The 12,515-nt window shown below is 72.9% G+C and carries 14 protein-coding genes; 4 read left to right on the top strand and 10 right to left on the bottom strand.

The features are described 5' to 3' along the window. Position 1: 1 nt before the first annotated feature. On the top strand, positions 2–865 hold the full coding sequence (locus AB0H12_RS20635; RefSeq protein WP_499624473.1) for a TauD/TfdA dioxygenase family protein: 864 nt from the start codon (positions 2–4) through the stop codon (positions 863–865). On the opposite strand, the gene AB0H12_RS20630 is transcribed toward AB0H12_RS20635, so the two are convergent. Further along, positions 859–2,028: a cytochrome P450 gene (locus tag AB0H12_RS20630; protein WP_499624472.1), complete on the bottom strand. Its 1,170-nt coding sequence runs from the start codon at positions 2,026–2,028 to the stop codon at positions 859–861. The genes AB0H12_RS20635 and AB0H12_RS20630 overlap by 7 nt on opposite strands. 76 nt (positions 2,029–2,104) lie before the next feature. On the opposite strand from AB0H12_RS20630, the gene AB0H12_RS20625 reads away from it, so the two are divergent. Together AB0H12_RS20625 and AB0H12_RS20620 are read left to right on the top strand one after the other, a co-directional pair. Next, positions 2,105–3,271 (top strand): nucleotide disphospho-sugar-binding domain-containing protein, encoded by a 1,167-nt coding sequence (locus AB0H12_RS20625; protein ID WP_499624471.1) that lies wholly within the window; start codon positions 2,105–2,107, stop codon positions 3,269–3,271. Beyond that, positions 3,268–4,452, top strand: a complete 1,185-nt coding sequence (locus AB0H12_RS20620; RefSeq protein WP_499624470.1) for a cytochrome P450 — start codon at positions 3,268–3,270, stop codon at positions 4,450–4,452. Before AB0H12_RS20625 ends, AB0H12_RS20620 begins: the two co-directional genes overlap by 4 nt. Here the strand turns inward: AB0H12_RS20620 and AB0H12_RS20615 are convergent. The 5 genes from AB0H12_RS20615 to AB0H12_RS20595 all read right to left on the bottom strand — a co-directional run bounded on the left by AB0H12_RS20615 (position 4,412) and on the right by AB0H12_RS20595 (position 9,651). After that, on the bottom strand, positions 4,412–5,818 hold the full coding sequence (locus AB0H12_RS20615) for a condensation domain-containing protein (RefSeq protein WP_499624469.1): 1,407 nt from the start codon (positions 5,816–5,818) through the stop codon (positions 4,412–4,414). The two genes, AB0H12_RS20620 and AB0H12_RS20615, sit on opposite strands and share 41 nt — an antisense overlap. Next, positions 5,811–6,050 carry a hypothetical protein gene (locus AB0H12_RS20610; RefSeq protein ID WP_499624468.1) on the bottom strand — a complete coding sequence of 80 codons (240 nt, stop codon included), beginning with the start codon at positions 6,048–6,050 and terminating at the stop codon, positions 5,811–5,813. The genes AB0H12_RS20615 and AB0H12_RS20610 overlap by 8 nt, the downstream gene beginning before the upstream one ends. Next, on the bottom strand, positions 6,047–6,235 hold the full coding sequence (locus AB0H12_RS20605) for a hypothetical protein (protein ID WP_499624467.1): 189 nt from the start codon (positions 6,233–6,235) through the stop codon (positions 6,047–6,049). Before AB0H12_RS20605 ends, AB0H12_RS20610 begins: the two co-directional genes overlap by 4 nt. A 352-nt stretch (positions 6,236–6,587) precedes the next feature. Further along, complete coding sequence (locus AB0H12_RS20600; protein ID WP_499624466.1) at positions 6,588–6,710, bottom strand: hypothetical protein; 123 nt, start codon at positions 6,708–6,710, stop codon at positions 6,588–6,590. 76 nt (positions 6,711–6,786) lie between these two features. Beyond that, entirely contained in the window at positions 6,787–9,651 is a 2,865-nt protein-coding gene (locus tag AB0H12_RS20595) for an AfsR/SARP family transcriptional regulator (RefSeq protein ID WP_499624465.1), read from the bottom strand. 232 nt (positions 9,652–9,883) lie between these two features. Here AB0H12_RS20595 and AB0H12_RS20590 point away from each other — a divergent pair, with 232 nt between their 5' ends. After that, positions 9,884–10,630 (top strand): hypothetical protein, encoded by a 747-nt coding sequence (locus tag AB0H12_RS20590; protein ID WP_499624464.1) that lies wholly within the window; start codon positions 9,884–9,886, stop codon positions 10,628–10,630. Positions 10,631–10,737: 107 nt separating this feature from the next. On the opposite strand, the gene AB0H12_RS20585 is transcribed toward AB0H12_RS20590, so the two are convergent. From AB0H12_RS20585 to AB0H12_RS20570, 4 genes are all read right to left on the bottom strand, one after another. Then, positions 10,738–10,890, bottom strand: coding sequence for a hypothetical protein (locus AB0H12_RS20585; protein WP_499624463.1), 153 nt, complete (start codon positions 10,888–10,890; stop codon positions 10,738–10,740). Next, positions 10,887–11,018 (bottom strand): hypothetical protein, encoded by a 132-nt coding sequence (locus AB0H12_RS20580; RefSeq protein ID WP_499624462.1) that lies wholly within the window; start codon positions 11,016–11,018, stop codon positions 10,887–10,889. The genes AB0H12_RS20585 and AB0H12_RS20580 overlap by 4 nt, the downstream gene beginning before the upstream one ends. A 53-nt stretch (positions 11,019–11,071) precedes the next feature. Beyond that, the gene (locus AB0H12_RS20575) at positions 11,072–11,362 is read right to left on the bottom strand and encodes a DUF4342 domain-containing protein (protein WP_499624461.1); all 291 of its coding nucleotides are present in this window, start codon (positions 11,360–11,362) and stop codon (positions 11,072–11,074) included. Between the two features lie 371 nt (positions 11,363–11,733). Beyond that, complete coding sequence (locus AB0H12_RS20570) at positions 11,734–12,423, bottom strand: TetR/AcrR family transcriptional regulator (RefSeq protein WP_499624460.1); 690 nt, start codon at positions 12,421–12,423, stop codon at positions 11,734–11,736. Between the last annotated feature and the right edge of the window lie 92 nt (positions 12,424–12,515).

The following is a 12,515-nucleotide window of genomic DNA, read 5'->3' as shown; positions in this document are numbered from 1 at the left end:
GATGACGAGTGTGACCGCCCCGGAAATCCGCCTGGTGTCCGGCGCCCTCGGCGCGGAGATCAGCGGCATCGACCTGAACACGTTGACCGACGACCAGTTCGACCTGATCCGCGATCGGCTGCTGCGTCACCAGGTGGTGTTCCTGCGCGGTCAGGAGAACCTGACGCCACAGGCGCACATCGACTTCGGGCGGCGCTTCGGCGAGGTGGAGCTGCACCCGTACCTGCCGCGGCTGGAGAGCCACCCGGAGATCGTCGTCATCGACTCGGAGGACGGCGCGAAGGTCGACGTGTGGCACACTGACATGACCTTCCACGAGAGTCCGCCGATCGCGTCGGTGCTGCACCTGATCGACCTGCCGCCCAACGGCGGCGACACCATGTGGACGAACCAGTGCCTGGTGTACGAGTCGCTGTCGGCCCCGCTGCGCGACCTGGTGGACGGCCTGACCGCGATCCACACCATCCGCGTGGGCACCGAGTTCTCCAGCCGCGCCGAGCACCCGGTGGTGCGCGTGCACCCGGAGACCGGCCGCCGCTCGCTCTACGTCAACCGCCTCTTCACCTCGCACATCCCCCAGCTGTCGCGCAACGAGAGCGACGCCCTGCTGGAGTACCTGTTCCGGTTCTCCGAGGGTCCGCAGTTCACCTGCCGCTTCCGCTGGCAGCCCGGCGACGTGGCCATGTGGGACAACCGGGTGACGCAGCACTACGCCGTCAACGACTACCGCGAACGCCGCCGGGGCCAGCGCATCACGGTGCTGGGCGACGTGCCGACGGGCAACCCGCCGCGCTGGGAGCACTACCAGCCGGCGCCGGGCGAGCGGTACTGGCCCGACCGGGTCAACGCGGTGGAGGACTACTGATCCTCACGCCACACCACCGGGAACTCCTCGATGCCCCCGTTGATCCGGTCGTGGCGCCACGGCAGCTCCTCGACCGGGATCGCGGGGGCGAGCCCTGGCAGGCGGCGCAGCAGCGTCGCGATGGACAGCTCGACCTCCATCCGGGCCAGCGCCGTGCCCAGGCAGAAGTGCGGCCCGTAACCGAAGGCCAGGTGCGCCGTGCGGGGCACGCGGTCGATATGGAACACGTTGGGGTCGCTGAAGATCCGGGGATCGCGGTTGGCCACCCACGGGACGGCCATGACGCGGTCCCCGGCGCTCATCGCGACGTCGCCGACGGTCACGTCCTCGGTGACGACCTGCACGCGGAACATGCTGCTGACTGCGGTGTACCGCAGGATCTCCTCCACCGCGGCGGGGATCTTCTCCGGTGACCGCACCAGCTCCGCCAGCTGCTCCGGGTGCTGGAACAGCACCCGCACGCCCGCGGCCGTCGAGCCGACCTCCAGGCCGCCGCGCAGCAACCCCATGGCCAGCACGATGATCTCCTCGTCGGACAGGCCGTGGTCGTCGCCTTCCTCCAGCCACACCGACAGCAGGTCGTCGCCGGGCTCGACCCGCTTGGCGGCCAGCTGCCCCGCCAGGTAGACCCACAGCGACTTCGCGGCCTCCGCGGAGTTGTAGTCCACCACCGAGTTCAGGCCCGCGAGCCAGCCGTAGAACTGCTCGCGGTCGGCGGCCGGCACACCGATCACCTCGCAGATCACCAGCAGCGGCAGGGGCGCGACGAGGCCGCTGACCAGGTCGGCGGGCCGCGGGCCGGCGATCATCGCGTCCACCAGCTCGTCCACCAGGGCCTGCACGCGCGGCCGGTAGTGCGCCATGCGGCGACCGCCGAACGCGCGGCTGCCCACCCGGCGCACCGCCGCGTGCGCCGCGCCGTCCTGGTTGAGGTCGCGCAGCGGCGGGTGGTCCGGCGGCGGCCGGCGCAGCACCCGGCTGAACCGGGGGTCGGCCAGCACCTTGACGCACCCGGCGTAGTCGAGCACGAGCCAGGCGGGCTCCCCGTCGGGCAGCAGCACCCGGCTCACCGGGTCGGTCTCGATCATGCCGAGGAGTTCCGGCGACAGCTCGCCGGTGAACGGCTCGAAGGGGTACCGGCGCAGTTCGGGTTCGACGGCCACGGCGGACAACACTGCGCCCGAAACCCCTCTGCGTCAACGGATTCCGCACGCCCCCCCGCGCGGGTTACCATGCCGGGTGCGCATTCTGATCTCGACGTGGGGCTGGCGTTCGCACTTCTACTGCCTGGTGCCGCCGGCGTGGGCGTTGCAGACCGCCGGGCACGAGGTGCTGGTGGCCACCCAGCCGGGGCTCGCGCCGGTCGTGGACGAGGCCGGCCTGGTCGCCGTGCCGCTGGGACCGCACCTGGACTTCGAGGCCGTGTTCACCGACCGGATCGGCAAGGTCGGTGGCAGCACCGGCGACGGCACGCCCGATCCGGACGGTCCGGCGATCACCCCGGACGGCGGTGTGGTCCACATGGCCGACGCCTGGGTGGACGACCTGGTCGCGTTCGGACGGTCCTTCCGGCCGGACCTGGTCCTGTGGGAGCCGTTCAACCTCGCCGCGGCCGTGGCGGCGGCGGTGCTGGACGTGCCCGGCGCGCAGGTCCTGTGGGGACCCGACCACGGCTCCACCCTGGCGTGGGACCACGACGGCGTCTTCGGTCCGCTGGCACGGCGCTTCGGGATCACGTCGTCGGACGTGCGCGTCGCGGGCGGCCTGATGATCGACCCGGTGCCCGCGCCGCTCCAGGTTCCGCTGCCCGTGCCGAGCCTGCCGATGCGCTACCTGCCCTACAACGGCACCCAGGTCCTCCCGCCGTGGCTGCACGAGCCGCCGAGCCGTCCGCGCGTGTGCGTCACCGGCGGCACGGTCGCCGGGCCGGGGCTGTCCGAGCGGGCCGATCTCGCGGACGTCATCCGCGCCGTGGCGGACCTGGGCGCGGACGTGGTCGTCGCCGTGGCCAAGGCCCACCGCGACGCGCTGCCCCCGTTGCCCGACACCGTGCGGGTGGCCGACACCCCCCTCGCGCTGCGCCTGGCGCTGCCCGGCAGCGCGGCGTTCGTCCAGCACGGCGGCGCGGGCACGATGATGACCGCCCTCGTGCACGGCGTGCCGCAACTGATCCTGCCGCAGGTCGGCGACGAGCACTTCAACGCCGAACGCCTGCTGCTGTCCGGCGCCGGTCTGGTGCTGGAGGAGCCCGACGTCGTGTCGGTGCGCGACAGCGTCGCCGCGCTGGTGGACGGGGGGCCGTGGCGCGAGGCCGCCGAACTGCTGCGCGACCGCATCCGCGCCATGCCAACCCCCGCCCAGGTGGTCGACCAGCTCGTCGCCTACGCCGAAGGAGGCCGCCCGTGATCCGCTTCCCGCTCCCGCCCGCGCCGTCGCTGCACCACCCGTCGCCGGAGTACGCGCGCCTGCGCGCCGAAGACCCGGTGCCGCGGGTGGAACTGCCCGACGGCGCCGTCGCCTACCTCGCGACCAGGCACGCGGACGTCCGCAAGGTCTTCAGCGACCCCAGGTTCAGCCGCGCCGCGGCCACCGGGCCGAAGGGTCCGGAGTGGGAACTGGGGTCGCTGGCCGACGACTCGCTGCTGGGCATGGACCCGCCCCTGCACACCCAGGTCCGCCGCGTGGTCGGCAGCGCGTTCACCGCACGCCGCGTCGAGGACATGCGCGCGACGGTGGCCGAGCTCGTGGACGGCATGATCGACCGCCTCGAGGAGGCCGGCCCCGGCGCGGACCTGAGCGCGCACGTGTCCGCGCCGCTGCCCATAGCCGTGATCAGCGGGCTGTTCGGCGTGGCCGACGAGGACCAGGACCGGGTCAAGGAGTGGTCGGACGCGCTGGTCGGCGACTGGAAGGCCGACCCGGGCCCGCCGCGCGCCGCGCTGGCCGCGTTCGGGGAGCTGATCGAGAAGCGGCGCGCGAACCCCGGCGACGACCTGATGAGCGCCCTCGTCGCCGCGTGGGACCGGGAGGACTCGCTGTCCGAGCGGGAACTCGTCTCCGTCACCGCCGGGCTGCTCGCCGGTGGCCACGAGTCGACCACCAACCAGATCAACCTGTTCGTCACCGTCCTGTCGAGCCACCTCGACCAGCTCGCCGCCCTGCGCGGCGACGACCCGCACGCCGTCGCGGTGGCCGTGGAGGAGCTGACCCGCTACATCCAGCTCGGCGAGAGCGGCATCCTGATGCCCCGGGTCGCGCTCGAGGACGTCGACCTGGGCGGCGTCCCGGTGCCGGCGGGCTCGGTCGTGCTGCCCGCCGTGGTGTCGGCCAACCGCGACGAGTCGGTGTTCCCGGACGCCGACCGGCTCGTGCTGACCCGCTCACCCAACCCGCACATCGGGTACGGCGCCGGCCCGCACCACTGCATCGGCGCTTCCCTGGCCCGCATGGAACTCCAGGAAGCGCTGGGCGGCCTGCTGCGCCGGCTGCCCAACCTCCGCTTGGCCGTGCCGGAGTCGGAGCTGCGCCTCAAGCCCGGTCTGGTGGTCAGGAGCTTCCGGGAGCTGCCGGTGACGTGGGACCGATAGCGGGCGCCGTCGGGTCGAACGCGGCTGCCAGCGCCACCTCCTCCACCGCGTGGAGCATCGCCTCCACCTGGTCGGTGGTGAGCACGGCCATGTCGAACACCATCTGGAGGTGGATCGTGCCGGGGCGGTCCTCGACGCTGATGAACAGCTGGTCGGGCATCGCGTCGAGGTGGCCGTCCCAGGACAGGAACGTCCGGGGCAGCTCGGCCCGCACCCGCTCCTCGGTGACCGGGTCGCCGTCGGCCAGCAGCTCCTCGGCGTCCGGGCGGGTGCTGAACCTCAGGTCGCTGATGCGGCAGGTGACCACGGCCGGGTGGCCGCGTTCGGCGTCGAGGCGGGCGATCAGGCGGTCGAGCTGGTCGGGGTCGTAGTAGGCGCGCATCCAGGCGGCCGTCGCCGCGTGCCGGGTCCGCGCCACCACCTCGTCCACCGTGCCGCCCAGGTCCAGCGTCACCACCGAGTTCTGGCTCAGCGTGCCGATCACGTCGGCGAAGCCGGGCCGGAACCGGTTGCTGACGATCACGTTGGTGGTGAGCGGGTCGACGCCGGTGGCGCGGCCGATCGCGATGGCCAACACGGCCAGCAGCACCCGCGCGGTGTCGGTGCGGGTGCGGCGGGCGATGGCCAGCACCGCCAGGTGGGCGGCGGGAGAGTTGAACCGGCCGTGCCAGTAGCGGTGCCCGAGCCGCCCCTCCGGGTACTTCGGCTCCCCGAAGGTCGCGGGCGGCAGGCCCCGGAGCCGTTCCTCCCAGTAGCGCATCGCACCGTCGCTGGTGCGCCTCGCCCCGGGGGTCTGCTCGCGGCGCGCGAGGTCCAGCCCGGTGACCGCGTCGGGGTCGAGCCGGCGGTCGGCCAGCTCGCCGATGCCCAGGCCGGTCATCAGCAGCAGCGTGCCCGTGCCGTCGGCGACCAGGTGGTTGACCGCGAACACCAGGTGCGCCGCCCGGCCGCGGTGCTCCAGCACCGCCAGCCGGACCAACCACGGGGTGTGGCCGTCGAACGGGGTCATCATCCACTCGAACCAGATCTTGTGGCTGTGCGCCCGGACCTCGGCGGGGTCCACGTCGTCGCCGAAGGCGGTCACCTCGACGTCGATCTCGCCGGACGCCACGACCACCTGGCACGGCTCGCCGTCGTCGCCGACGCCGAGCCTCATCCGCAGCGCGGGGTGGCGGCACATCATCTCGCCCAGCCGGGCCGCCAGCTCGGCGACGGTCACGCCCTCGGGCAACGGGTGCGCGCCGCTGTTGTTGTGCGGCCAGCCGGTCGCGCGCATGTCGCGCATGATCGCCTTCTGGCCCCACGTCAGGGGCGCGGTGCCCGCACCGGGTCCGGAGAAGGGGACGGTGACGCGGCGCTCACGCATCGGCGTGCCCGAGGACGGGGCTGACGTCGGGGCCGCCGAAGCCGACCGAGTCGGACATGACGGCGACGTCCGCGGTGGTCGGGCCCGCGTCCGCCAACGCGTCTTCGGCAGCCCGCAGCACGTGGTCCTCCTGTGGCGCGGACAACCCGGAACCGCCCGCCCAGACGACGTCGAACACCTCGCCGACCGGCGCGCCGAGCCCGATGCCGGTGACGGCGGCCCGCGTGGTCACGTCGCGGCCGAGGTGCTGATTCGCGGGGCGACCACGGCGCAGCACTCGCCGACGGTCAAGCCGGCGAAGGCCTCGGCCTCGTCGGCCTCGGCGGGGCCGAGCACGGTGTCCTCGCCGACCTCGTCGGTGCTGTGCTCCACCTCGGTGAGCGACTCCAGCAGGAAGTCGCGGATCTCAGAGGTCATGGTCCACGCGCCCCTTCCCTGCCGGTGAAGGGAGATTCTTTTGCCATCCGGTCCTGGCCGTCAAGCAGTCGTTTCGCCGAACCGGCGCCGTGGACCGCGCTCACGTCGGGCCCGGCATGGCGACGACCACGCCGGGCCTGGTGGCGCGCTGGGCCACGGCGAGCCGTCCGACCTCGTGGGACAGGTCGGACAGCGTTGCGACACAACTACAAGGGCCTCGTGTTGTGCGCGGTCAACCTCGACCTGCCCAACGGCACCGGCCCATCTCTCCGCACTGCGGTCGGGCCACGTGGTCGCGTTCCTTCCCGCGACCACCCGCGCGCCCCGATCTCCGACGAGACGGTCCTCCTGCTCACGACTTCGGGACCACGGGCAACCCGAGGACCGTCCAGCTGTCCTGTTCGGCGATCGCGGACGACTCCCGGGCCATCGTGGACGCCCTGGGCATCACCGCGGCCGAGCGCACCGCCACCACGTGGTGCCCGTTGCTGCTCGACTCCGCCGACCTGAGGCGACGACTCCACGACGCCGGTCCCGCAGGGGAAGGTCGCTCAGGACGGCCCCGGCCCTCCGTTCCCGGTCCTGAGCGACGCCGGATCCAGGTCGGCGAGCTGTCGGCGGACGCGCTCGGCGTCGGCGTCGCGGCCCTGCTGCCGGTAGAGGTCCAGCGCCTCCCTCCAAGCCGCGCGAGCCTGGGCGTGGTCACCGAGTGCGAGGTGGGGGTGGGCGAGGTTGTCCAGGGTGTCGGCGGCCTCGGCGGTGTTGCCGACGGCGTGGTAGAGGTCAAGCGCCCGCCGGTAGTGGTCGACGGCCCGGCGGTGGTGGCCGGTGTGGTGCTCGATCCAGCCGAAGCTGTCCAGGGTGTCCGCCTCGCCGTCGAGGTCGTCGTGGCGGCGGTACAGGTCGAGGGCGGCCTGGCAGTGCTCGCGGGCGACCTCGTACTCGCCCAGGCGGGCGGCGTGCCAGCCCACCATGTTGAGCGCGGTGGCCTCCCACACCGGGGAGCCGAGGGCGCGGAAGAGGTCCAGGGCGTGCCGGGCGTGGTCGAGGGCCTTGCGGTCGTTGCCGCGCTGCTCCCAGGCCCACGTGAGGGCGTGGTGGGTGTGGGCCTGCTGCGCGAGGTCGTGGTGCTGCCGGGCCAGCGCGAGCGCTTGGTGGAGGTGGTGGACGGCCCGCTCGTGCCGCTCCAGCTCGGCGTAAGCGTGGCCCAGGAGCCGGTGGGCGAGGACGTGCGTGCCGGGGTCGGGCAGGTGGGTGGCGGCCTCGGCCGCGGCCTGCCACACCACAAGATCGTCGTGGATGTGCCCGCGCAGGCGGTGGAACGTGCCCAGCGTCCAGGCGATCTGCCACACCACCCGGTGGTGGCGCCGGGCGACCGCGTCCTGCTGGACGGCCAGGAGGTGCAGGTGGTGGGCGTCCATCCAGGCCAGGGCGGTCGCGCGGTCGGGCAACGGGTGGGACTGGGCGCCGGGCGCGGGCGGGTCGAGCCGGATCGGCGGGCGGTGGGGGTTCAGCAGGTGGTCGGCGGCGTGGGCGGTGTGCAGGTAGAAGTCCGCCACCCGCTCCAGCGCGGCCTCCCGCGCCGACTCCGACAGGTGTTCGTCCGCGGTCGTGGCGTAGGCGCGGACCAGGTCGTGCATCGCGTAGCGGCCGTGCGGGTGCCGGTCCAGCAGCGAGTGGTCCTCCAGCACGCGCAGTTCCTTGCGCGCCTCGGTCGGGGTCAGGCCGGTGAGGGAGGCGGCGGCGGGCAGGTCGATGTCCGGTCCGGGCGCGATCCCGAGCAGCACGAACACCATCCGCTGCCGGGCGGTGAGGTGGCGCAGTGACCATGACAGCACCGCGGGCAGGCTGGCGGTGAGGTCCGTGTCGTGGTCGAGCATCTCCAGGCCCGCCTCGCGCAGTTCCGCGGCCAACTCGGCCAGCGGGAGCCGGGGACGGGTGGCGGCGTGCCGCGCGGTGATCGCCAGGGCCAGGGGGTGCTGACCGCACAGCCCGGCCAGCTCGTCGATGGCGTCGGGTTCGGCGTCGGTGCGGTGCTCGCCCAGCCTTGCGGCCAGCAGGGCGCGGGACTCCGCGGGCGTGAGCACGCCCAGGGGCAGGTGGTGCGCGCCGTGCCGGTCGATCAACGACGGCAGGCTGGTGCGGCTGGTGACCAGCACGGTGCAGGTGGGGTTGCCCGGGAGCAGCGGCACGACCTGGTCCGCGGATGCGGCGTTGTCCAGCAGCACCAGCGCCCGACGCCCGGCCATCAGGTTGCGGTACAGGGCGCCCAGGTCCGACTGGGCCCCGTCGGTGGTGGCGCCCAGGGCGGTGAGGAAGCCGCGCAGCGCGTCGGCCGGGTCGGTCGGCTCTCCGGTGGGGCTGAACCCGTGCAGGTCCACGAACAGCTGCCCGTCGGGGAACCGGTGCAGGTTGCGGTGCGCCCAGGCCAACGCGAGCCAGGTCTTGCCGACCCCTCCCACCCCGCCGACCGCCGAGATCGCAACCGTGCCGGTCGCCGAGATCGCCCCCGTCCCCGGCCCCGTCGCCGGGTCGCCCGACGTGTCGGCCCCGTCGCCTGGCGCCGCGGCCAGGGCGCGGTCGAGTTCGGTCAGCTCGGGCACGCGGCCGGTGAACGGCGCCGGCGCCGCGGGCAGTTGGCGGGGCACCACCGGTGACCGGTCCGCCTCGGGCGAGGCCAGGTCGGGGTCCGCGGCCAGGATCCGGTGGTGCAGCTGCCGCAGGTCCGATCCGGGATCGGTGCCGAGTTCGTCGGCCAGCCGGGTGCGCAGCCCCCGGTACCGGTCCAGGGCCTCGGCCTGGCGACCGGCGCGGAAGAGGGCGAGCATGAGCTGGGCGGCCACGTGCTCGTTCAGCGGGTGCTCGGCGGCGCGGTCGGTCAGCTCGGGCAGCAGCGCGGCGTGCCGCCCGAGCCGCAGCGCCAGGTCCAACCGGTCGGTGTCGGCGGCGAACCGCTCCTGCTCCAGCCCGTGGCGCACCGAGGTGATCCACGGCGTGTCCAACCCGAGCAGCGCCTCGCCCCGCCAGAGCTTGGCGGCGACCTCGGCCAGCTCCAGTGCGCGGACCTGGTCCGTCTCGGCGCGTGCCCGCGCGACCAACCGGCGGAACCGGTGCACGTCCACCGCTTCCTCGTCGACGACCAGCTCGTACCCGCTGGACCGGTGCACGATGGCAACCTGTTCGGTGGCGCGCAGGGCCCGGCGCAGGCGCGACAGGTAGCCGTAGAGCGTGTTCCGGCCGCCGGGCGGGACCCGGTCCCCCCAGGCCCGGTCGAGCAGCTGGTCGGCCGACAGCCACTGGTTGGCCTCGACCAGCAGCACCGCCAGCACGCACCGCTGCCGGGCGTGACCGAGATCCACCGATCGCCCGCCGATCCACGCCTGCACCGGGCCCAACACGCGGAACTCCACCGTCACCGCGGAACTCCCTTTCGCCGACCGGCACCCGTCATCCCGGTCTAGCAGGGGCTTCGCGCGGTTGCAGGTTTCCCGCAGGTTTTCGTTCGTTCGGTCGAGCAAGGTGGCGGACGTGGCGGACCGGAACGGCACGAGCTCACGACACGCCGGTCCTCGCCGCACCCCCATCACGGTCACGGAGGACTTCATGCGGTTACGGCAACGAACAGTCGCGGAGGCGCTGGGGAGCAGCATGCGATCGCGATTGGTGCGCGGCTCGACGGCCGCGGTCTTGGCCACGGCGATGGTCCTGCCGATGGCGGCTCCCGGCGCGCAGGCCGCCCCCGCGGCGGCGCCGCAGTCCGGTGAGGTGTCGGCGACCACGGTGCAGGCGATCGTCGCGGCGGCCCAGGCTGCCTACTCGGCGTACAAGCAGTTCGCGAAGGCGGGCATGTCGGTGGAGGAGGCGACCAGGCAGATCCTCAGCGCGATCAACTCGGCCAAGAACGAGATCATCTCCCACATCGACCTCATCGCCACCGCGCAGGCCAAGGCGTGCGCGCGGGCCGCGATCATCGACTTCGCGGACATCGAGCGGTTCACACCGGACACGCTCCAGGCGTTCGCCCGCGACGCCACCGCCTGCGTCACCTACATCGACAGCCTGCTCGACACCGTGGTCGACCCCGGCGCGATCGACCAGCTCGGGTTCGCCCTCGACGCGGTCGGCCCGGTGGCGCTGATCGCCCGCGGACGCGCCGGCCTGACCACGCAGGGCCTGGCGGACACCCTCGTGCACGGCAACACGACGGTGATCTCCAAGCTCGCACCGACCTGCAAGGGCGTGTACCGCGAGGGCATGCTCGAGTGGTACGGCTGCACCGCGTACAACGGCGACAAGGGCCGGCACGACACCTCCGCGCAGATCGCCGCGGACCTGGCCACTGCGAACACCAGTCGCCCGGTCGCCAAAGCCTCGCGGACAGTCCTGCTGTCCTGACCCGAGGGGTGTTCCCGCCCGCGGCCTTCCCCCCGACGGGCCGCGGGCGGGGGCTTTTCCCGGGCCGGGACCACCACCGCGGTCGCCCGGTGCGGAACCACGGCCGTTCAGTGCACGACGGCCCACATGCGCACGACCGGGTCCACCAGCACCTCCGGCACCGGGTCCGGCCGCTGAGCCGCGGTGACGCGCGTGTGGTTGCCGCAGCTGTGCACCACCTGGAGATCCGCACCACCCGGCAGCGCGATCCACAACGTCAAGGCGAGGACACGTCGTCTTCCCCGGCGTTCTCCACGGCCGACAGGACCTCCGCCCGCATCGCCACCCCGCTGGTGCGCAGCGCGACGGTAGCCCTCGCGTCCTCACCCGCCCGCGCCCCGATGCCCACGCCGATCGCAGCTGTCCGTGCCGTCGGTGCTGCTGCTGTTCACCGACTGCTGACTACACCTGCTCGCTTGCGACCGTTGTCGCGGACTGGCTGCCAGGCTGTTGGCGGTTCTCGAGCGTGATTCCGCACTTGCCGACCAGCGCGACACCGGTACCGATCGCCGTGACCACCGGAGCGGCCAGCGCCGCGACCAACCCGAGAGCCACGGGCACCTCCAGCACCACGTCCTCCTTGCTGTCACGCACGACCACACGGCGGTTGATGCCCTCACGGACCAGCCCGCGAACGGCGCCGACCACAGCGTCGACGGTGACACGGGGGTACTCGGGCGTGAATTCGCTCATGACTCTCCTCGAACTGCGGATGCCTGCTGACCCCTCCCAGCGTGCCCGCGGTCCGGCGCCCCGCCATCAGGGATCTCCCCGATCCCCGCCTGGTTCCACCCCCAGAACCACCGTGTCGGTAGTGTCGGGGACTGTTTCGAGATCACGAGGTAGACCCGCCAGCCGGTGCAGATCGACAACTACCGGTACAACGGCGACGACGCCGCCAGCGCGACTCGCCCGGCTGCGTCCACCGCGGTGTAGATTCCGCGCACCCATGACCGCTTCCGCGTGCGGATGACCACTGGATGATCATCCGATTCGGTTCTGCGGAAACGTCGTCAGGCGTTTGCCCCGACTGTGGTGGAGGTCAGGGCAGTCGGTAGCGGGGCCTACGGCAGGTCATCGGCGAGTGGGGTTGCCTTCGCTCCGCGGGAAGCCCGTGGAGCGGCGTGCCCGGTGGGGTCGGGCGGGTCGAGTGATTCGACGTAGTGCAGAGCGATCCCGGCCGCGTGTTGCATCGCGGCGCGGGTCCGCTCGGGCGGCTCGCCGAGTTGGAGGCTGGCCACGGCGGCGGCGCTGATGGCGCCCGTCAGCGCGCCGACGACGCTTGCCGCGGTGATCTCGTCGAGCGTGTCCGGGTACGCCCCGCGCAGCGCCGCGGCGATGCGGGTCTGCGCGGTGAACATGGTGTGCAGCACGCGGGCCTGAACGGCGGGCGTGGTGACCACCAGCCGGGCACGGAGCGCCGCCAGTCCGTTCGGCAGGTCATCGCCGGCGGTGTTGTCGATCATGCTCTTCGTCGCTTCGGCCAGTACCTCGCGCATCGGCGCGTCGGGTCGCCGTTCCTCGATGGCCCGCACGGCCAGGTCGATCCTCGTGCTGCCGTCGGCCAGCAGCACGTCCTCCTTGGTGGCGAAGTGCAGGAAGAAGGTGCGCTTGCTGACGTCGGCGGCTTCCGCGATGTCGGCCACGCCCGTCTGGTCGTAGCCCTGTTCGGTGAACAGGCGGACGGCGGCGTTCACCAGCGCCTGTCGGGTGAGCTGCTTCTTGCGTTCACGGCGTCCGACGTCGTCTGGCACAGGGCGAGCATAGTGCACCGTGTGACTCAATACACCGAGTGCATGAGTACACTGAGTGCATCAGTCTTCCGACTGGAGGACGTTGAGCGCGG

Origin of the sequence: Actinosynnema sp. NPDC023794, from assembly GCF_040639675.1 — a bacterium.
Classification (GTDB): domain Bacteria; phylum Actinomycetota; class Actinomycetes; order Mycobacteriales; family Pseudonocardiaceae; genus Actinosynnema; species Actinosynnema luteola.
Note: the sequence above shows the minus strand (reverse complement) of the source record. Positions and strands in the feature narration are given on the sequence as shown.

Bases quoted from the DNA above. Each gene is read 5' to 3' on its own strand.
- AB0H12_RS20635 (WP_499624473.1), top strand. From the start codon at position 2: ATGACGAGTGTGACCGCCCCGGAAATCCGCCTGGTGTCCGGCGCCCTC.
- AB0H12_RS20615 (WP_499624469.1), bottom strand. From the start codon at position 5,818: ATGCGTGAGCGCCGCGTCACCGTCCCCTTCTCCGGACCCGGTGCGGGC.
- AB0H12_RS20590 (WP_499624464.1), top strand. From the start codon at position 9,884: ATGCGATCGCGATTGGTGCGCGGCTCGACGGCCGCGGTCTTGGCCACG.
- AB0H12_RS20605 (WP_499624467.1), bottom strand. From the start codon at position 6,235: ATGACCTCTGAGATCCGCGACTTCCTGCTGGAGTCGCTCACCGAGGTG.
- AB0H12_RS20575 (WP_499624461.1), bottom strand. From the start codon at position 11,362: ATGAGCGAATTCACGCCCGAGTACCCCCGTGTCACCGTCGACGCTGTG.